Origin of the sequence: Streptomyces sp. NPDC050287, assembly GCF_044459385.1 — a bacterium.
Taxonomy (GTDB): domain Bacteria; phylum Actinomycetota; class Actinomycetes; order Streptomycetales; family Streptomycetaceae; genus Streptomyces.
In genome coordinates, this window is sequence record NZ_JBITIY010000006.1 from 274,459 (window position 1) to 293,376 (window position 18,918).

The 18,918-nt window shown below is 71.4% G+C and carries 16 protein-coding genes; 7 read left to right on the forward strand and 9 right to left on the reverse strand.

Going from position 1 to position 18,918, the window contains the following annotated elements:
* Positions 1-79 precede the first annotated feature (79 nt).
* Both ACIBK3_RS23235 and ACIBK3_RS23240 read left to right on the forward strand, forming a co-directional pair.
* A complete protein-coding gene (locus ACIBK3_RS23235) occupies positions 80-1,513 on the forward strand; it encodes an FGGY family carbohydrate kinase (protein ID WP_399368260.1) in 1,434 nt (477 codons plus the stop codon).
* Between the two features lie 467 nt (positions 1,514-1,980).
* Complete coding sequence (locus ACIBK3_RS23240; protein ID WP_399368262.1) at positions 1,981-2,211, forward strand: hypothetical protein; 231 nt, start codon at positions 1,981-1,983, stop codon at positions 2,209-2,211.
* Positions 2,212-2,243: 32 nt separating this feature from the next.
* Here ACIBK3_RS23240 and ACIBK3_RS23245 read toward each other — a convergent pair whose 3' ends face one another.
* A complete protein-coding gene (locus ACIBK3_RS23245; RefSeq protein ID WP_399368264.1) occupies positions 2,244-2,906 on the reverse strand; it encodes a DsbA family protein in 663 nt (220 codons plus the stop codon).
* A gap of 168 nt (positions 2,907-3,074) precedes the next feature.
* Between ACIBK3_RS23245 and pepN the strand changes: the two genes are divergently transcribed.
* The 3 genes from pepN to ACIBK3_RS23260 all read left to right on the forward strand — a co-directional run bounded on the left by pepN (position 3,075) and on the right by ACIBK3_RS23260 (position 7,502).
* Entirely contained in the window at positions 3,075-5,660 is a 2,586-nt protein-coding gene (gene pepN, locus ACIBK3_RS23250; protein ID WP_399368266.1) for an aminopeptidase N, read from the forward strand.
* A 223-nt stretch (positions 5,661-5,883) separates the two neighbouring features.
* Positions 5,884-6,954, forward strand: a complete 1,071-nt coding sequence (locus tag ACIBK3_RS23255; RefSeq protein WP_399368268.1) for a hypothetical protein — start codon at positions 5,884-5,886, stop codon at positions 6,952-6,954.
* Between the two features lie 170 nt (positions 6,955-7,124).
* Positions 7,125-7,502 (forward strand): hypothetical protein, encoded by a 378-nt coding sequence (locus ACIBK3_RS23260; RefSeq protein WP_399368270.1) that lies wholly within the window; start codon positions 7,125-7,127, stop codon positions 7,500-7,502.
* On the opposite strand, the gene ACIBK3_RS23265 is transcribed toward ACIBK3_RS23260, so the two are convergent.
* From ACIBK3_RS23265 to ACIBK3_RS23275, 3 genes are all read right to left on the reverse strand, one after another.
* Positions 7,480-8,145 (reverse strand): phosphotransferase family protein, encoded by a 666-nt coding sequence (locus ACIBK3_RS23265; RefSeq protein WP_399368272.1) that lies wholly within the window; start codon positions 8,143-8,145, stop codon positions 7,480-7,482. The genes ACIBK3_RS23260 and ACIBK3_RS23265 overlap by 23 nt on opposite strands.
* 12 nt (positions 8,146-8,157) lie before the next feature.
* On the reverse strand, positions 8,158-9,954 hold the full coding sequence (locus ACIBK3_RS23270) for a TIGR03767 family metallophosphoesterase (RefSeq protein ID WP_399368274.1): 1,797 nt from the start codon (positions 9,952-9,954) through the stop codon (positions 8,158-8,160).
* A gap of 198 nt (positions 9,955-10,152) precedes the next feature.
* Complete coding sequence (locus ACIBK3_RS23275; RefSeq protein WP_399368276.1) at positions 10,153-10,647, reverse strand: NUDIX hydrolase; 495 nt, start codon at positions 10,645-10,647, stop codon at positions 10,153-10,155.
* A 242-nt stretch (positions 10,648-10,889) separates the two neighbouring features.
* Here ACIBK3_RS23275 and ACIBK3_RS23280 point away from each other — a divergent pair, with 242 nt between their 5' ends.
* On the forward strand, positions 10,890-14,195 hold the full coding sequence (locus ACIBK3_RS23280) for a S8 family serine peptidase (protein WP_399368278.1): 3,306 nt from the start codon (positions 10,890-10,892) through the stop codon (positions 14,193-14,195).
* Positions 14,196-14,307: 112 nt separating this feature from the next.
* Here ACIBK3_RS23280 and ACIBK3_RS23285 read toward each other — a convergent pair whose 3' ends face one another.
* The 5 genes from ACIBK3_RS23285 to ACIBK3_RS23305 all read right to left on the reverse strand — a co-directional run bounded on the left by ACIBK3_RS23285 (position 14,308) and on the right by ACIBK3_RS23305 (position 17,375).
* A complete protein-coding gene (locus ACIBK3_RS23285) occupies positions 14,308-14,775 on the reverse strand; it encodes a hypothetical protein (protein WP_399368280.1) in 468 nt (155 codons plus the stop codon).
* 176 nt (positions 14,776-14,951) lie between these two features.
* Positions 14,952-15,788, reverse strand: coding sequence for a helix-turn-helix transcriptional regulator (locus ACIBK3_RS23290; protein WP_399368282.1), 837 nt, complete (start codon positions 15,786-15,788; stop codon positions 14,952-14,954).
* 162 nt (positions 15,789-15,950) lie between these two features.
* Positions 15,951-16,112 carry a hypothetical protein gene (locus ACIBK3_RS23295; protein WP_399368284.1) on the reverse strand — a complete coding sequence of 54 codons (162 nt, stop codon included), beginning with the start codon at positions 16,110-16,112 and terminating at the stop codon, positions 15,951-15,953.
* A complete protein-coding gene (locus ACIBK3_RS23300; protein ID WP_399368286.1) occupies positions 16,109-16,831 on the reverse strand; it encodes a hypothetical protein in 723 nt (240 codons plus the stop codon). Before ACIBK3_RS23300 ends, ACIBK3_RS23295 begins: the two co-directional genes overlap by 4 nt.
* 1 nt (position 16,832) lies before the next feature.
* Positions 16,833-17,375, reverse strand: coding sequence for a sigma-70 family RNA polymerase sigma factor (locus ACIBK3_RS23305; RefSeq protein ID WP_399368910.1), 543 nt, complete (start codon positions 17,373-17,375; stop codon positions 16,833-16,835).
* Between the two features lie 315 nt (positions 17,376-17,690).
* Here ACIBK3_RS23305 and ACIBK3_RS23310 point away from each other — a divergent pair, with 315 nt between their 5' ends.
* Positions 17,691-18,707: an aspartate-semialdehyde dehydrogenase gene (locus tag ACIBK3_RS23310; RefSeq protein WP_399368288.1), complete on the forward strand. Its 1,017-nt coding sequence runs from the start codon at positions 17,691-17,693 to the stop codon at positions 18,705-18,707.
* Positions 18,708-18,918 lie beyond the last annotated feature (211 nt).

Here is an 18,918-nt window from a genome sequence, read left to right on the forward strand (position 1 = left end):
AGGGCTACCGCCACCACCCCGACGACCACGACTACCGCCACTACTGCGACGGCAGCGACGACTGGCCGAGGAGGCCCACATGTACGTCGGTATCGACGTCGGCACGTCCATGGTGAAGGCCGCCGCCTTCGACGGCACCGGCCGCGAACTGGCCGTCGAGGCCCGCCCGGTCCGCCTCGACCTGCACGGCGGCCGGGTCGAGCAGGACATGGAGGAGGTGTACGGGGCGGTCGTGGCCGTCCTCGAAGAGCTGACGGCACGGGTGGCGCAGCCGGTGGAGCTGGCCGGGCTGACCGGGCAGGGCGACGGGGTGTGGCTGGTGGACACGGACGGGCGTCCGGTACGGGCCGCCGCCTCCTGGATGGACGGGCGGGCGCACGAACTGCTCGACCGGTGGCTGGCGGACGGCACGTTCGAGGCGGTGTTCCGGCGGACCGGCAGTGCCATGTTCCCGGGCTGTCCGGGCCCGCTGCTGGCCTGGCTGGACCGGCACGAGCCGAAGTTACTGGACGCGGCCGCCGCGGCCGTCTACTGCAAGGACATGGTGTTCCAGCGGCTGACGGGGGCGGCGCGGGCGGCGACGGACGTGTCGGACGCGTCGATGCCGTTCCTCGACCCGCGGACCCGGACGTACGACGACGGGGTGCTGGAGCTGCTGGGGCTGGCCCACCGGCGGGACCTGCTCGCCACGGTCGCCGACCCGATCGCCGTGGGCCGGACCCGGGGGGAGGGCCTGCCACCCGGCGTCCCGATCACCAACGGCCCCTACGACCTGCCCGCGAGCGCGCTCGGTGCCGGGGTCACCTCCCCGGGGGACGGCCTCCTCATCGTCGGCACCTGTCTGGCCGCGCTGGTGGCGACGACCGACCTGGACCTGTCCGGGGAACCGGCCGGCCTGTACATCTCCACCGACCGGCCCGGCCACCGGCTGCGCGCGCTGCCCGCGATGGTCGGCACGGCCGCCCTGGACTGGGTGCTGTCGACGACCGGCGTGCGCCACGAGGAGGTCGACGGCCTGCTGGCCGAGACCCCGCCCGGCGCGCACGGGGTGCGGGTGCTGCCGTACTTCGCCCCCTCCGGCGAACGCGCCCCCTTCGTCGATCCCCACCTGCGGGCGGAACTCACCGGCATCTCCCTCGAATCGACCAGAGCCGACCTGGTACGGGCGGTGTGCGAGGGCATCGGCTACGCGGCCCGCCACTGCCTGGAGGCCGCCGGCCTGACAGGCTCCCTGGCCGTCTGCGGCGGCGGCACTCGCAGCCCCGCATGGATGCGCCTCCTCGCCGACGTCCTCGGCCGTCCCCTGTGGGTCGTCGAGGGCGAGGTGGGCGCGCGCGGCGCGGTCCTCGCGGCGGCCGAACGCCACGGGGTTCCGCTGGACGGGCCCACGTGGACCCGCCCGACGGCCATCGTCGAACCGGACGCGCACCGGGCCGCGTACTACACCGAGGGATACGCCGAGCATCTGGACCGGCTGACACAGGCGCGGGGCCGCGGGCGGGGGCGGCCGTGAGCGGTGGAGCGGCCCCCCGCAGGTGGGGTTGCGGGTGCCCGGGGCGCGCGGCGGGACGAGTTCCGATCGGCGGCGACGCCCGCCGGGACCGGTCCCGAGCTCCCGCCCAGGTGCTCGTCGCCCGACCGGTCCCAGCCGACGCCGGCGCGCGGGCCGGCGCGGCGCGAGCGGCCCACCGGATCTCACGCGCGGGCACCGGCTTCCGGGACCGACGGCACGCAGCCGGACCAGGGCCGGGCACCCGCCGGGCCCCTGGACCCACGCTCCCCGAAACCCGTCACCCGGCCGGCCCCTCGCCGGCGGGCGCAGCCGCGAGCTGCCCGCCGGGCATCGGCGCGGTGGGACCGGTTCCGGGTGCTCAGGACACGCGGCGGGACCGGTTCCGGGCTCCCGTCCGGACCGCCCGGGGCCTACGCTCCCCGCACTGCGTTGTAAAACCGGCGCGGTCCGACACCCAGGAGGTGCTCATGGCGTTCGTGCGATGCCCCAGCCCGACGTGTCACGACAGGCTGCAGGATTTCCGGGATCTGAAGGGTGACGCGGAGGTCGCGGCGGCGGAGCGGGCGCTGCTCCCGGAACTGGAGGAGGGGGAGCACTTCGTCGCGAAGGCCTTCCACCGCTGCCAGAACGGAAGCTGCCGCCGCGTCCAGAAGAAGAACAACTGGCGGGCCGGCGCCTACCTGCCGGAGGGCTTCTGACAGCCCTCGGCGGACAGGCGCCGCCGCCGCGCCTACAGGTTGCTGAAGTCCGGGCCCTTGGTACGCGTGCGCTTGATCTCGTAGAAGCCGGGGACCGAGGCCACGGCGAGGGTGCCGTCCCACAGGCGGAGCGCGTCGTCGCCCTGGGGGGCCGGGGTGACGACGGGGCCGAAGAAGGCGATCTCCTGGCCGTCGGGGCCGGGGACCGCGATGACCGGGGTGCCGACCTCCTGGCCGACCTTCTCGATGCCCTCCCGGTGGGAGGCGCGCAGCTGGGCGTCGAACTCGAAGTCGTCCTGGTCGGCGTACTCGATCAGGTCGGCGGGCAGGCCGGCCTCCTTCAGGGCGGCCGCGATGGCCTCGGTGGTCGGGCCCTCGCCGTTGTTGTGGAAGCGGGTGCCGAGCGCGGTGTAGAGCGGGCCGAGGACGTCGGCGCCGTGCTTCTGCCAGGCCGCGGTCGCCACCCGTACCGGCTTCCAGGCCTTGGTCGCGAGCATGTCCCGGTACTCCTCGGGCAGCTCGTCGATCTTGTCCTCGTTCAGCACGGCCAGGCTCATGATGTGCCAGCGGATGTCGATGTCCCGGGCCTTCTGCACCTCCAGCACCCAGCGTGAGGTCATCCAGGCCCAGGGGCACAGCGGGTCGAACCAGAAGTCGACGGGGGTCCTGCCGGAGGGCGCGGTGGTCTCGGACATGGGTCTCCTCGGAGTGCGGTTGCCTGTGCGGTGCCATAGCTCACCTCAACGTGGAACACCTGCCGTGCCCCGCCCCATTCCCGGCTGCCGGGGGCCGGGGGCCCGTGGGAGGATCGGCCCTGGTCCGCATGCTGAACACAGCTGTACACATCCGAGGGAGTACCATCCGTGCCCGGTGAGAACCTGTCCCGCGACGAGGCCCGGGAGCGGGCCGCCCTGCTGTCCGTCGACGGCTACGACGTGTCCCTCGACGTCCGTACGGCGGTCGGCGACGAGACCGGGGACGGACCGCGGACCTTCCGCTCGGTCACCACGATCCGCTTCCGCTGCAGCGAGCCCGGCGCCTCCAGCTTCGCGGACCTGATCGCGCCGAGTGTGACCTCCGTGTCCCTCAACGGCAAGGATCTCGACCCGAGCGAGGTCTTCGACGGCACCCGGATCCTCCTGGAGGACCTCGCCGCCGACAACGAGCTGGTCGTCGACGCCCGGTGCGCGTACTCCCGCACCGGCGAGGGCCTGCACCGCTTTGTCGACCCCGAGGACGGCGAGGTCTACCTCTACACGCAGTACGAGCCGGCCGACTCCCGCCGCGTCTTCGCCAATTTCGAGCAGCCGGACCTCAAGGCCCCGTTCCGTTTCGAGGTGCGGGCGCCGGAGGCCTGGACGGTGTGGAGCAACGGCGTCGGTGACCTCGCCGACGGCGTGTGGCGGTTCGCGGAGACGAAGCCGATCTCGACGTACATCACCTGCGTGGTCGCGGGCCCGTACCACTACGTGACCGACTCCTACGAACGCGTCCTCGAGGACGGCACCCGACTGCGGATCCCCCTCGGCGCCCTGTGCCGCAAGGGCCTGGCCCCGCACTTCGACGCCGACGACGTGTTCCTGGTGACCAAGCAGGGCCTGGACTTCTTCCACGACCACTTCGACTACCCGTACCCCTTCGGGAAGTACGACCAGGCGTTCGTGCCCGAGTACAACCTCGGCGCGATGGAGAACCCGGGTCTGGTGACCTTCCGGGAGGAGTTCATCTTCCGGGGCAGGGTGACGCAGGCGTCCTACGAGGGCCGGGCCAACGTGATCCTGCACGAGATGGCGCACATGTGGTTCGGCGACCTGGTCACCATGGAGTGGTGGGACGACCTGTGGCTCAAGGAGTCCTTCGCCGACTTCATGGGCGCGTTCGCGCTGGTCGGCGCCACGCGTTTCGAGAACGGCTGGATCACCTTCGCCAACCGCCGCAAGGCCTGGGCCTACCGCGCCGACCAGTTGCCCTCCACCCACCCCATCACCGCCGACATCCGCGACCTCCAGGACGCCAAGCTCAACTTCGACGGCATCACGTACGCCAAGGGCGCGTCCGTACTGAAGCAACTGGTGGCGTACGCCGGCCAGGACGCGTTCCTGGAGGGCGCCCGCCGTTACTTCAAGCGGAACGCGTACGGCAACACGCGCCTGGGTGACCTGCTGTCGGTGCTGGAGGAGACCAGCGGGCGGGACATGGCCACGTGGGCGCGGGCCTGGCTGCAGACCGCCGGGGTCAACTCCCTCACTCCGCAGGTGCTGTTGAAGGCGGACGGCCGCGTGGACGAGCTGGCGGTGGTGCAGGAGGCCGCCGAATCGCACCCCGAACTGCGCCCGCACCGGGTGGCGGTGGGCCTGTACCGCCGTTCCGCGTCGGGGGCGCTGGAGCGGTATGCCCGCGCCGAGGCGGACGTCGACGGCCCGCGTACGGTCGTGGCGGAGCTGGCCGGCGCCGAGGCACCCGAGCTGGTGCTGGTCAACGACGACGACCTCACGTACTGCAAGATCCGCTTCGACGCGACCTCGCTGGAGACCCTGAAGGCGTACCTGGGCGAACTCACCGACCCGCTCGCCCGGGCCCTGTGCTGGTCCGCGCTGTGGAACATGACCCGGGACGCGCTGCTGCCGGCCCGGGACTTCATCGGCCTGGTGCTGCGGTTCGCGGGGCGCGAGTCCGGCATCGGGGTGCTGCAGATGCTGCACGCCTGGGCCGAGTCGGCGCTCGTCCACTACGCGGCCCCCGACTGGCGGACCGAGGCTGCCGCACTGCTCGCCGAGGGCGCCGAGCGGGAGCTGTCCCGCGCCGAGCCGGGCAGTGAGCACCAGCTGGCGTGGGCGCGGTTCTTCGCGCGGACGGCCGTCGACCAGCCCGGTTTCGACCTGCTGAAGGGCTTGCTGGACGGCACCTCGGCCATCGAGGGTCTGGAGGTCGACCAGGAGCTGCGCTGGGCGTTGTTGGAACCGCTCGCGTCGCACGGCCTCGCCGACGAGAGCGACCTGGCCGCCGAACTGGCCCGCGACGACACGGCGTCCGGCAAGCGCCACCAGGTCCGCTGCCTCGCCGCCCGCCCCTCGGCGGCGGTCAAGGCGCAGGCGTGGGCACAGGTGGTGGAGTCCGACGCGCTCTCCAACGCGCTGGTCGAGGCGACGATCGCGGGCTTCGACCGGCCCTCGCAGCGGGAGCTGCTCGCGCCGTACGCGCAGAAGTACTTCGACGTGATCGAGCGGGTGTGGCGGGAGCGGTCGATCCAGATCGCGATGCACGTCGTCCAGGGCCTGTTCCCCTCGCTCCAGGACTCTCAGGCGACGCTGGACGCGACGGACGCCTGGCTGGCGGCCCACGAGGACGCGGCGCCCGCGCTGCGCCGGCTGGTGCTGGAGGCGCGGGACGACCTGGCACGGGCGTTGCGGGGACAGGCGTGCGACGCGGCGGCGGCGGTCGGCGACTAGGCGACAACCAGGCGGAACTCTGGCCAAAGCCTGAGCGTGCCGTCACCGTTACGGAATCCGGGCAACAGAGCCCGTAACCCCTGGACCGCACCCGAACGGACCAGGGGTTTTCCGCGCGTGCTCGGCATCCGAACACCCGTCCTTTAGTGCTGGCTTGTCCGGATTTGTCGACGGACGTGTAACAACGGTTCAAGGCCGGACGAATGGCGGGAATCTGCCGGTCATGAACCACAACACCCCGGTCCCCCCGCTCACCCCCCGCCCCCTGAGCCACCTCTCCGAGGTGCACCGCCGAGTGCTGACGGCCGCCCATCTCCGTTCGCACGGCGTCTCGGCCGCGGAGGCCGACGAGCGGTGCCGTCCCGGCGGGCCCTGGCAGCAGATCCTCCCGGGCGTCTTCCTGCTCCACCCCGGCCCGCCGACCGGCGAGGAACGGCTGCACGCGGTGCTGAGGTACGCGGCGCGGGAGCCGCAGAACGGGGTTCCGGCGCAGCCCGGCCCGCAGGACCCGCACCGGCCGGTGTACGCGGACGCGGTGATCACGGGCCTGGCCGCGCTCACCCTGCACGGCTTCAGCTCGACCCCTCCCCTGCTGTCCCTCGACCGCGTCGACGTCCTGGTCCACCGGATGCGCCGACTGCGCTCGACGGGCTGCGTGCGGATCGTCCGTACGGCCGCGCTGCCCACCCCGGAACCCGTGTCGGGCCTGCCGGTCGCCCCGGTCCCGCGCGCGCTGGCCGACGCGGTGGCCGAACTCACGGACGCGGACGCCGTACGCCGGCTGCTGACCGAGGCGGTACGCGGCCGGCACTGCGAACCGGCGGCGGTGGTACGGGAGTTGAACAACGCGAAGCTGCTCAGCCGACCGCAGGTGGTGGACGCGGTGGACTCCCTGCTGGCCGAGGGCCGCGCGATCGCGGAGGACCGCCTGTACCGCATGGTCCGGGAGTACGGCCTGCCGGACCCGGTGTGGAACGTGGACCTGCGTCTGCCCGGCGGTCCGCACCTCGGCGGCCTGGACGCCTACTGGGCGGAACAGGCGGTGGCGGTCGAACTCGACACCCGCGTACCCCGCCAGGGTGACCGGCAGACCGATGACGACGACGACGGCCTGTGGTCCGAATACGCCCGCAAGCGCGAGCACTTGGAGCGGCTGGGCATCACGGTCGTCCACATCACCCCGAGGAAGCTCCGGGACGCGATGGAACAGCAGGCGACGATCGTCCGTACCGCCCTGATGGCGGCGGGCGACCGGGATCCCGCCGCGTATGTCGTGGTACTGCCCCGGTCATGACGGTCCGGGCACGACCAGGAGGGGAGAGGAGGAGCCGCGGGGCCGTCGGACCGGCCCGGCGGCCCCTCCTCATATGGCCGCCGTGCGGCCGTCGTGCGGCCGCCACCCGGCCCTCGTGCGGTCGTCCCGTCGGCCGGATGGTTGGGTAGGGCGGCATGAAGTTCCGAGGCGTGTTTCTCGTGCTGTTCCTGCTGCCCCTGGCCTGGGGCCTGATCACCCTGGCGCAAGGCAGGGCAACCCCCGTCGCACCGCACTGCGACGGCCTCCAACTGGGCGCGGACGGCGAGGAAACCCCCAGCCGCATGCGACGGGGCTTCACGTGTTACATCGACTACTCCCTGGACGGCCGCTCCGCGGGCACGAGAACCTACGACCAGCAGAAGTACGCCCAGGAACGGGAACGCAGCCGGTACTACCTCCACGGCACGCTGTACATCGCGTACGGCACGGCAGGTCTCGTCGTCCTGGCGTCGGCGGGCGGACTCCCCCACACCATCCGCCGCCGCCTCCCGCACCCCCGCCGTCCTACTCCCGCCACCCGGCCGTGACCCGGGCCCGCTCCTCCCACTGACGCACGCCCGGCCCGTTCGGGTCACGGCGATGGCAGAACTCCCTCATCGAGACGCACTTGGCGAGCATCGCGGTCCGGCGCTCCGGCCAGGCGGGCACGGGGGCGCCGTACGCGGCGAAGAAGCGGCCGAGCGAGCGCACGTGCTCCGGGTGGTGCGTCCGGACGATCCACTCGCACCAGGCGAGATCCTCCACCCGCTCCCCGAGGCGGCCGAACTCCCAGTCGAGCAGGGCGGTGACCTCGAAGGTCGAGGGGTCGAGAAGGAGGTTCTGCGGCCCGAAGTCACCGTGCACGAGGACCTCGCCCGCCCCGGCGCCCGGCAGGTCCGGCGGCGCCCCGGAGTGGAGACGTCGCAGCACCTGTCCGCAGGACCCCAGCACCTGCTCCGCCCGTCCCGCGTCGAGGAGTTCCTGGCCGTGGACGCCGGCGACGAAGCCCAGCGTGAGGGTGCGGTCGTCGGCGCCGAGCACCGGCGGCACCGGCACCCGGCCGGCGAGCGCGCGCAGCAGAGTGTGCTCGCGGCGGAGCCGGGCGGCGGCGTCGGGGCCGTCGTACGTCTTGCGCACGACGGCCCCGTCGCCGAGGGTCCGGTTGGTGTAGCCGTGTCGGAGGGGACGCATCCTCCGATCGTCTCAGCCCTTCTTCAGCACCAGTTCCGTGTTCCGGTCCTGCGCGTCGCCGCCGAGGGTGAGGTTGGCGCCGGGGGCGTTGTAGGAGAGTTCGCGGTACAGGGCGGCGAGGCCGGTCTGGGACAGGTCGGTGAAGTCGGTGCGGTGCGGGGCCGCGGACTCGATGCAGGTGGTGAAGATCGAGAGTGTGCCGTCCTTGTTGTCGGCCAGTTCGATCACCCGGGCCAGTTGCGGATAGTCGACGTGGGAGGCGGTGGAGATCTCCCAGAAGGAGCGGCCGCCGGACGTCCGGTGCGGGGTGATGTCGTTGCGGTGGATGTGGCCGTTGACCCAGGCCAGGACGCCTGCGTGGCGGCCGAGGAGGGCGATGAGCTCCTGGCCGTTGTGGCGGCGCTCGCCGGGGCGGGCCGGGTCGGGGCGGGTGTTCGTCATCGACTCGCTGGTGTGGTGGCTGAAGATGACCGCGTACGAGTCCTTGTTCTCGCGGAGCGTCCTGTCCAGCCACCTCAGCTGGGCCGTCCCTATCGAGCCCTGGTAGTGGCCGCCCGCGTCGGTGGTGTCGAGGCTGATGCCGATGACGTCCTCGGCGATGCGGAAGCTGTAGTACTGGGTGCCCGCGTCGAGGTTGGCGGTGGAGTAGCCGTGGCCGACCGGTCCGCGGCCGCGGTGGGCCGGGTCGAGGTGGGCCTTGAGGTACCCGGTGGCGGTGATGGGGGCGCGCCGCTCGTCCGGTGTCACCGAGCGCATGTCGCGGGTGTGGGCCTTGAGGAAGTCGCGGAACGCGGTGCCCTTCGGGTCGTTGTTCTTCCTGATGGTGTCCCTGAGCTTCTTCGCCTCGGCCGCGGACACGTTCATCAGTTTCCTGCCGCCGACCGCGTACTCGGCGAGCCAGGAGTCCCCGAGGCCGTAACAGCCGAGCGGCATGGCGTCGTGGTTGCCGACGGTGGAGTACCAGGGCAGGTTGAGGCCGGGGCTGTTCAACTCCCGTACGGCGGCCGCGAGGTAGCCCCGCAGATGCGGGAAGCCGAGCTGCTTGTCGGCGTCGCGGACGCTCGCGTCGGGCTGCCAGTACTGCTTGATGCCGCTGTTCTGCACGCCCTCGTAGTGCCGCGGGTCACCGGAGTTGGCGGTGACCCGGCCACCGCTCATGACCGTCAGGAACCAATCCAGCTCGGTCCCGGCGTTGTTGTCGGTGTTGTCGCCGGTCGTCATGGCGAAGTGGAGCGGGGCACCGGTGGCGGGAGCGCCCCGCAGCGCGTTGATGCGCTCCACCAGCGCTATCGCGCCGGGCACGGTCAGCGCCTCGTGCGGCCGCCAGGTGTGCCGGTCGGTGGAACGCAGGTACTCCAGGCGCATCGGGTGCTGCACGTCGCTCAGGTGCATGTCGGTGAGCTGCACGAACGCGGCGAGCGCGGTCCGGCGCCCGGCCCGGCCGGTCTTCGGCGCGGCCAGCTCGGAGCGGACCTTGCGGTTCCAGCCGGGTCCGTCGCCGAGGCGGCGGTAGCCGGAGCTGTTGCGCGGGGCGGCGACCGAGGCGAGGGTGGTGCCGCGGGTGTACGGGGCCAGAGGTGCGGCCGGAGCCATGGGGGTCCCCCCGGTCGAGCGAAGCCGAGACTGGGGGAGGGACTGCGCCACGGGGGCCTCGGCGGCGTCCGTGCCCGTGGTGGGTGCGGCCTGGCTGTCGGTGGGCCGCAGGGCGTAGCCGACGCCCGCGGAGAGGGTGACCGCCGCGGTGGCGGCGAGGACGGTACGGCGGTTGGTTCCGAGTGCGGAACCGGCGACAGAGCGTGTGCGCGACATGGCGCGATCTCCCCGAGTGCGAACGCGTCGGCAGTGGTCGCGGGTGATCGCTTTCGCGAACATCCCGCTCACTTTGATGCTTGGCACCAGGGATGACCTGCGCGTGAACGAGGCGGCAACGCGCAGCGCCGATCACCGTACGTGGATCTTGGACTACCCTGCGCGTCCTCGACCGCACCCCGGACGGCCCGGGGACGGCTACTCAGTGTTCATCTTCCCGGGTAGGGGAGCTGTTCCCGGGCCGGGTTCGAGCCGCCCGTCGGCCGGCCGCTCACGCCACAGGCGCAGCCCGATCCCGACCATCGGCACCAGGTTCAGCGCGGGCACGGCGTCCAGATCGTGCCAGGCGGCCATGTCGGTGGAGCCGCCGATCTCGTACCGCAACTCGCCGCCGGTGACCCTGCCCTCGTAGACGAGCCGCACGCCGTGGAGGTCGACCGGGCGTTGGAGGCGGCCGGGGAGGACGCGGTGGGAGGAGTCCACGCCGAGCAGGCCGGTGACCTCGATGCGGTAGCCGGTCTCCTCGGCCACCTCCCGTACGACGGTGTCATAGGGGTCCTCGCCGTGCTCCATGCCCCCGCCGGGCAGTACCCACTCCGGCGGTCCGCCGTCCGGCGCCGGGGAGCGGGAGAGCAGGAGCTGTCCGTCGCGCACGCATATGGCGTAGGCCGCCACCCGCAACTTCCTTCGCATCCAGGGACGTTAACCCGCCGACGGCCGGTTCTCGGGCGACTTGCCCGTTTTCCGAACTCGTCTCCGCGCAGCGCATAGGGGGTTTTCCCCATGCGTCCATATCGATTCGGTCAACTCTCCCTAAACATCTTTCTCATCGGTAAAGCTGTGCGCCCGTCCGGGATCGCATTCCGGATCGACGTGGCCGGGATCGATCGGTTCCGGTCGCACACCGCTCGTTCCTTTACCTACAAGGGATGCCGATGACCCACACCGCCCAGCGCGATCCGATATCCGGCGCGAGACGCGTGGCCCGGATCGCCGCGGCCGCCGGTCTGGTGGCCGCGCTCTCCGCCGCGGGACCGATACCCATGGCCCTGGCCGCCGACGACGCACCCGTCGCGGCCGGCCCGAGCGTCAAGTCCGCCCACGACAAGCTCGGTTCCGACGACGCCGACGCGCTCGCCGAGGCCAAGGCCGACGGCGACAAGAGCGTCACGATGATGGTCGCGACCGCCCCCGGACAGACCGAGCAGGTCGCCGCACAGCTCGACGCGGTCCAGGGCGGCCTGGTCGGCAAGACCTACGACAAGCTCGGTTACGTCCGCGCCACCGTCCCCACCGGCAGGGCGGACGCGGCCATCGCCGCCGCCACCAAGCTCTCCTCCGTGCACGGCATCGACCTGCGCCAGGAGATCGCGCTGGACGACCCGACGCCGGCCGCCGACACCGCCAAGGGCGCCGCGGGCAAGGGCACGGCCTCCTACCCGGCGCCGGGCAGGAAGACTCCCGCCGAGAACCCGTACAACCCGTCCTTCGAGACGGGCGCCGTCGACTTCGTGCAGGACCACCCGAAGGCGGACGGCCGCGGCGTCACCATCGGCATCCTCGACTCCGGCGTGGACCTCGCCCACCCGGCGCTGCAAAAGACCAGCACCGGCGAGCGGAAGATCGTCGACTGGGTGACATCGACCGACCCGGTCTCCGACGGCGACGGCTCGTGGCTGCGGATGACCACCCAGACGGCCGGTCCGGCGTTCTCCGCGACCCCTCGCGGCGGCACCGCCGAGACCTTCACCGCCCCGGCCGGCTCCTACAGGTTCAGCTACTTCTACGAGTCCGCGACCGCCGGCGGCGACCAGGCGGGCGACGTCAACCGCGACGGCGACAAGACCGACGTCTGGGGCGTGCTGTACGACGCCGCCTCCGGCACGGTGCGCGTCGACCTCGACGACGACCACGACTTCGCCGACGAGCAGCCGATGAAGCCCTACAAGGACGGCTACCAGATCGGTTACTTCGGCACGGACAACCCGGCGACCGACGTCGCCGAGCGCATCCCGTTCGTCGTCGAGATCCGCAAGGACGTCGTCTACAACGGCGCCGGCGCCAAGGCCGACTACGTCAACATCGGCATGATCTCCAGCGAGCACGGCACCCACGTCGCCGGCATCACCGCCGCCAACGGCCTGTTCGGCGGCCGGATGAACGGCGCCGCGCCGGGCGCGAAGATCGTCTCGTCCCGAGCCTGCGAGTTCGGCCCCGGCTGCACCAACGTGGCGCTGACCGAGGGCATGATCGACCTCGTCGTCAACCGGGGCGTCGACATCGTCAACATGTCGATCGGCGGGCTGCCCGCGCTGAACGACGGCAACAACGCGCGCGCCGAGCTGTACACCCGCCTCATCGACACCTACGGCGTCCAGTTGGTGATCTCGGCCGGCAACTCCGGCCCCGGCGCCAACACGATCGGCGACCCGGGCCTGGCCGACAAGGTCATCTCGGTCGGCGCGACCATCTCCAAGGAGACCTGGGCCGCCAACTACGGCTCCGTCGTGGAGAAGGAGTACGCGATGATGCCGTTCTCCTCGCGCGGCCCGCGTGAGGACGGCGGCTTCGCGCCCACCCTGTCCGCCCCGGGTGCCGCGATCAACACCACCCAGACCTGGCTGCCGGGCTCCCCGGTCGCCGAGGCGGGCTACACCCTGCCGGCCGGCTACTCGATGCTCCAGGGCACCTCGATGGCGTCCCCGCAGGCCGCCGGCGCCTCCGCGCTGCTGCTGTCCGCCGCCAAGGCGAAGAAGATCGACCTCACCCCGGCCACCCTGCGCACCGCGCTGACCTCGACCGCCGACCACATCAAGGGCGTGCAGGCGTACGAGGAGGGGGCGGGCCTCATCGACATCGACGACGCCTGGGACGCGATCCGCGACGGCGCCACCGCCCACACCTACACGGTGAAGGCACCGGTCGACACCGCGATCGACCAGTTCCTCAAGACCCCGGGCTTCGGCACGGGCCTGTACGACCGTGAGGGCGGCCTCAAGGCCGGTCAGAAGAAGACGTACGACATCACGATCACCCGTACGTCCGGCGACGACAAGGCGATCCGCCACGAGCTGCACTTCGACAACAACGCGGCGAACACGTTCAGGATCGTCGGCTCGGACGAGGTGAAGCTGCCGCTGAACCGGCCGGTGACCGTCAAGGTCCAGGCCGCGCCGCGGTCCGCGGGCCTCAAGAGCGCGATCCTCGAAGTCGACGACCCGAGGACCGAGGGCGTGGACCAGCAGGTCCTGTCGACGGTCGTGGTGTCCGCGCCGGTCAAGTACACGTACGCGGCTTCCGCTTCGGTGCAGCGCAACAGCACCCGCTCGTACTTCGTGACCGTCCCGGAGGGCGCGAAGTCCCTGGAGGTCGCGATCGGCGGGCTGAAGGGCAAGAGCCAGACGCGGTTCATCGCCATCCACCCGTACGGCGTCCCGGTGGACAACACCAGCACCCCGTACTGCTACAACAACTACCTCGACGGCAACGGCTGCAAGCCGGACGTGCGGTCGTACGCCGACCCGGCGCCGGGCGTCTGGGAGATCGAGGTCGAGTCGCGCCGTACGTCGCCGCTCCTCGACAACCCGTACAAGCTGGACGTCTCCGTCCTCGGCGCGGTCTTCGACCCGGAGACCGTGACCGTGCCCGAGGCCAAGGTCGGCACCCCGGCCGCCGCCTCCTGGAAGGTGACGAACGGCTTCGCCGCGATCGACGGCAAGCTGGTCGGCGGTCCGCTGGGCTCGGCCAAGTCGGCCCGCCCCACGATCGCCACGGGCCAGACCCAGACCACCACGGTCGAGGTGCCCGCGGGCGCCAAGTCGCTGGACGTCGCCATCGGCAACGTCTCCGACCCGGCGGCCGACCTGGACCTGGTCGTGACGGACGCGGCCGGCACCCAGGTGGGCATCTCCGCCGACGGTGACTCGGAGGAGGCGGTCTCGGTGCCCACCCCGGCCGCCGGTACGTACACCATCGAGGTCATCGGCTACGCGGTTCCGTCCGGTTCCACCGCGTACGACTACCAGGACGTGTTCTTCTCCGCCGCGCTCGGCAACGTCGCCGTCGACGGTTCGACGCCGGTGAAGCTCGGCACGGGCGACTCGGCGACGGTCTCCGGCAGCGTCGTCGCCGCCGCGGCCGCCCCTGAGGGCCGAGAGTTCTTCGGCCAGGTGCAGCTGGTCAACGCCCGCGGCACGGTCGCGGGCACCGGCAGCGTGAAGATCGAGAAGGTCACGCCGTAACCGATCCGGTACGGATTCCGGTACGAACTCCGGTTCCGGTACGGCTGAGGGGCGGGCGCCCGCGCTGGGCGCCCGCCCTTTCTTGCTCAGCTCGGACCGGCGCTGTGGATCTTCAGGTGTCGCTGCGGCCCTGCTGAACGATGCGGGCCAGATCGCCGTTCGCCGGAATGCCGAAAGCATCTGCGATCGCGCCTGCGGCGACTCCGACGCGAGCGCGCATTACGCTCAACGCAGCCCAAAAAGGCCCGTAGTCCCCGGGCTCTTGCCTGGGTACGCGGGTCAGGAACTCCCGCAGGGCTGCTTGGACTTCGCGGAGACCGTCCCGGAGTTCGACGGATTCGCATGGGGGGATCTGCTCGCTCAGGTAGGAGCGCAGACGATCAGCCGACTCGACAACCGCTTCGAAGAACTCGTCTGCCTCCCGGTCGTACAACATCCGGTGATTCTCCAGGTGATGCAGGATCTGCCGGGCTCGCGCGTGCTCGGTCTCCTGGGCTTGCCAGCTCAAGGTCGCGCCAGTGAGCGAGACGCCGATGCTCGTGAACTGCCTCTTCTTGTCGCGCTTCCGCCTGAACCACATACGTTGCCGCCGCCTCGCCCCGAGACACCATGGCCCAACTTCAGTGACAGGAAGGTAGTGGTCGTCCAACTTCCCTGGCAAACAGTCCAAGTAGGGATTCAGAGGATGACCTCTGACAAGTGGTCTCGACCGTTTGTGGTCGGCGAGATCTTCATTACGGTCCCCGGTCCAGGGCGTCAGGGGGTGAGCTGTTGGTGTCCGATGACGGAGAGCAGTTCGAGTTTGCTGTGGCTCTCCGTGCCGGGGCGAGTGGTCAGCACCACCAGGGTCTGGGCGCGGTTCTCGGTGTACAGGAGCTGGGCGTCGACGTCGATGCGGCCGAGTCCGGGATGGAGGATGGTCTTGCAGTCGCCGTAGCGGGCGACCTCCTGAAGTTCCCACATGCGGACGAACTCGGGGCTGTGTTCCTGGAGTTCGGCGAGGATCCGGGCGGCTCGGGGGGTGTCGCTGCCGGCTGTCAGCGCGGCCCGCAGGCGTGCCGCCTGGGCTCGGCCGTGGCTTTCGTGGGTGTCCTCGGGATACACCAGGCGTTCGGCCGGGTCCATGAACCAGCGGTAGTAGCCGCTACTGGCCAGACCGGTGTGGCGGGTCTGGTCGCCGAGCAGCGCGATGGCCAAGGGGTTCATGGCGAGGGTGTCGACGAGGTCGGTCGTTACCAGGGCCGGGGAGTCGTCCAGGCGGTCCAGGACCCGCAGCAGCGTCGGGCTGACGTGTTCGGAGCGGTGGAAGCGGGCCGGGGCGTTGTGGCCGATGAGGACGAAGAGATGGTCGCGTTCGTCCAGGGTCAGCCGCAGTGCCCGGGCGAGAGCCGCGGTGATCTGGACGGAGGGCTGCGGAGCACGCTGCTGTTCCAGCCGGGCGTAGTAGTCGGTGGACATGCGGGCGAGCTGCGCGACCTCTTCGCGGCGCAGCCCCTGCGTACGCCTGCGCGGCCCCTCGACCAGCCCGACGTCGCGCGGGCGCAGCGTCTCACGCCGGCGACGCAGGAATTCCGCCAGTTCCTTCTTGTCCATCCGCCCATCCTCGCCGCATCCCGCCCGGCTATCCAGAGACCGCCGATCCATGGCTGAGCCCTCCTCTCTCACCCCGAGACGGGTCCAACTCGCGTTCGCCATGACGTGGCCCCACAGGGCCCGTCCGCGTGCTGTCGCCCCGCGTCGGTCACCACAGGTCGGTCAGCTGCCGCTGATCATGGCGAGGACGTCGTCGTAGGAGCCGTTGGCCTGCGCGTCGCGGATGAACCTGGCGCGCTCGACGACCAGCTCCTTCGCGTCGGGCTGCTCGCGCAGCAGGTCGAGGGTCTCGGTGAGGAAGTCACCGGGGCGGGGCGGGCTCATTCGCAGGTGACCTCGCGTGACTCGGGCAGCGACGCGGTGATCCAGGCTCGTTCCCGGGCGACCTCCCGCTTGCCGACCGCCCAGTGGTCCGGCGTGGCGGTGTCCTCGGGGACGCCGAACAGCACCTGGTCGCCCTTCGCCAGGCCGGGGACGTCGTACCGGCCGACCACGTAGGTCAGCTCGTCCCGGCTCTTCGCCGGTTTGTAGGAGCGGGTCACGTGCACCGTGACGAGCAGCTGCTCGTCGTCGGGGAGCTGTTCGAGACGGGTGACCGTGCCCTCGGCGACCGTGCGGGCGCAGGCCAGGTACCGCGGACTGCCGAATCGGACGTCTGCCTCCTGCTTGGAGGCCGCGCTGCCGCTGCTCGCCGACGTGTCGTCGGCCCCGCCCGCGCCCTGGCTCAGCAGCCAGCCCATGCCCGACAGCACGGCCGCGACGGCGGCCACGGCGAGAGCGCCGAAGGCGAGGCTGAGGGCGCGGCGGCGGGACCGGGCCGGACGTGCAGGACGTACGGGAGCGGGCCTCGGGGCGGGCGGGGATGCGCCGAGGGTGTCGCCGATGATGGCCAGCTGTTCGCGCAGCACCGCGAGATCGGCCTGGGCCGACCGGTGCCCGGTCATGAAGGCGGCGTCCGCGCGGGCCTCGTCCGGGAGCGGCTCGTCGGTGAGCGCGGCCATCAGGGCGTCCAGGCCGGCGGGCCCCTCGTGGTCGGCGGTCATGTCACACCACCTCGTCCTCGTGCAGACGGGCCCGCAGGGCCCGGACCGCCGTGTGCAGCCTGCTCTTGACCGTGCCCTCCGGGATGCCGAGCTCCTCGGCGATCCCGCGCACCGGCAGGTCGGCGTAGAAGCGCAGCACGACGACCTGACGCTGGGCGTCGGGCAGCTCGTCCAGGCCCTGGGCGACGGCGAGGGACAGCAGGCTGGTGTCCTCGCCGGAGGGGTGTGCCGGCTGCCGCAGGGAGGCCAGACGTTCGCCGATGCGTTCCTGGCGGCGCTTGGCCCGGTGCCAGTCCATGGCCAGGTTGGAGGCGACGACCGCCGCCCACGCGGACACGTCCCGCGGCGCCTCGTCCCCGCGCGCCACCCGCTCCAGCAACCGCAGGCGGACCTGCTGCACCCCGTCCGGCAGGTCCGCCTGCGGCACCCCGCCCAGGGCGAGCACGGCTCGCACCCGGCGTTCCTGAGCCGCGTCCAGCGGGTCGTCGAGTACGTCGCCCACGTCCCCGTGGGCGCGGCGGGCCTTCCTGCGCAGCACAGACACCCCTCCCCTCACCGCGTTTCCTCTACGACGCGGCAGCGGGCGGAAACGTTCGGGGCAACGGTGGGAATGTCGTGCAGAGGCGTACATCACACCGCCGCGGGCGGCAGCACAGCTTGCGGCGCGGAGCGGCCGGAGGGCGAAGTCCTGCAGTTCGGAGGAGGTACGGGCAGGAGTTCCGCAACCGTCGGCCGGCCTGCCGTGTCCCACTCCTCGGGCATGGCGGCCAAAGAATTGGACAGGTGGGCCCATGTCGGCCGCATCATGGAAACGTCTCGGCCAGGCAACACGCACGTAAAGAAGACAGAGGGAGTCGTCGTGAGGATCGGAATCGTCGGAGCCACCGGTCAGGTCGGCACGGTCATGCGCAGGATCCTCAAGGAACGCGACTTCCCGGTGACCGAGCTGCGCCTGTTCGCCTCGGCCCGCTCGGCGGGGACGGTCCTGGACGGCGTCACGGTGGAGGACGCGACCACCGCCGACTACACCGGCCTGGACATCGTGCTGTTCTCCGCGGGCGGCTCGACGTCGAAGGCGCTGGCCGAAAAGGTCGCCTCGCAGGGCGCGGTAGTGATCGACAACTCGTCGGCGTGGCGCCGCGACCCGGACGTACCGCTCGTCGTCTCCGAGGTGAACCCGCACGCGATCGCCACTCGTCCCAAGGGCATCATCGCCAACCCGAACTGCACGACGATGGCCGCGATGCCGGTCCTGAAGCCGCTGCACGCCGAGGCGGGCCTGGAAGCTCTGGTCGTCGCCACCTACCAGGCGGTCTCCGGCTCCGGCCTGGCCGGCGTGGACGAGCTGTTCGAGCAGGTCAAGAAGGTCGGCGACGACGCGCCGAAGCTGACGCACGACGGTTCGGCGGCGGAGTTCCCGGCACCGCACAAGTACGTCGCCCCGATCGCGTACAACGTCCTTCCGCTGGCCGGCTCGATCGTCGACGACGGTCTCAACGAGACGGACGAGGAGCAGAAGCTCCGCAACGAGTCCCGCAAGATCCTGGAGATCCCCGGCCTCAAGGTCTCCGGCACCTGCGTCCGCGTCCCCGTCTTCACCGGCCACTCCCTCCAGGTCAACGCCCGCTTCGCCCGCCCGATCACCGTGGAGCGCGCGAAGGAGCTGCTCGGCGGTGCTCCCGGCGTCGCGGTCACCGAGGTCCCGACCCCGCTCCAGGCGGCCGGCCAGGACCCCTCGTACGTCGGCCGCATCCGCCAGGACGAGACCGTGGACAACGGCCTCGCCTTCTTCGTCTCCAACGACAACCTCCGCAAGGGCGCCGCGCTGAACGCAGTGCAGATCGCGGAGTTGGTGGCGGCGGAGCTCAAGGGCTGACGCCGTCCGTATGCGACGGGGGCGCCCATCGGTGTGACTGTGACCGGTGGGCGCCCCCTTTCGCGTACTCAGAGGGCCAGATGCCGCCGCAGCGCCGCGTCGATCTCGGTCATACGCTGCCGAGGCACCGAACCGATCGGCCGCAGCAGCCGCCCGGGGGCCAGCGCGCGGATTTGCGCCCAGCACACCCCACAGAGGAAACACCCGTACT

What these genes read in the sequence shown, in the direction of transcription:
- ACIBK3_RS23235 (WP_399368260.1), top strand. Translation starts at nt 80, where the DNA reads ATGTACGTCGGTATCGACGTCGGCACGTCCATGGTGAAGGCCGCCGCC.
- ACIBK3_RS23240 (WP_399368262.1), top strand. Translation starts at nt 1,981, where the DNA reads ATGGCGTTCGTGCGATGCCCCAGCCCGACGTGTCACGACAGGCTGCAG.
- ACIBK3_RS23245 (WP_399368264.1), bottom strand. Translation starts at nt 2,906, where the DNA reads ATGTCCGAGACCACCGCGCCCTCCGGCAGGACCCCCGTCGACTTCTGG.
- ACIBK3_RS23255 (WP_399368268.1), top strand. Translation starts at nt 5,884, where the DNA reads ATGAACCACAACACCCCGGTCCCCCCGCTCACCCCCCGCCCCCTGAGC.
- ACIBK3_RS23265 (WP_399368272.1), bottom strand. Translation starts at nt 8,145, where the DNA reads ATGCGTCCCCTCCGACACGGCTACACCAACCGGACCCTCGGCGACGGG.
- ACIBK3_RS23270 (WP_399368274.1), bottom strand. Translation starts at nt 9,954, where the DNA reads ATGTCGCGCACACGCTCTGTCGCCGGTTCCGCACTCGGAACCAACCGC.
- ACIBK3_RS23275 (WP_399368276.1), bottom strand. Translation starts at nt 10,647, where the DNA reads ATGCGAAGGAAGTTGCGGGTGGCGGCCTACGCCATATGCGTGCGCGAC.
- ACIBK3_RS23280 (WP_399368278.1), top strand. Translation starts at nt 10,890, where the DNA reads ATGACCCACACCGCCCAGCGCGATCCGATATCCGGCGCGAGACGCGTG.
- ACIBK3_RS23285 (WP_399368280.1), bottom strand. Translation starts at nt 14,775, where the DNA reads ATGTGGTTCAGGCGGAAGCGCGACAAGAAGAGGCAGTTCACGAGCATC.
- ACIBK3_RS23290 (WP_399368282.1), bottom strand. Translation starts at nt 15,788, where the DNA reads ATGGACAAGAAGGAACTGGCGGAATTCCTGCGTCGCCGGCGTGAGACG.
- ACIBK3_RS23295 (WP_399368284.1), bottom strand. Translation starts at nt 16,112, where the DNA reads ATGAGCCCGCCCCGCCCCGGTGACTTCCTCACCGAGACCCTCGACCTG.
- ACIBK3_RS23300 (WP_399368286.1), bottom strand. Translation starts at nt 16,831, where the DNA reads ATGACCGCCGACCACGAGGGGCCCGCCGGCCTGGACGCCCTGATGGCC.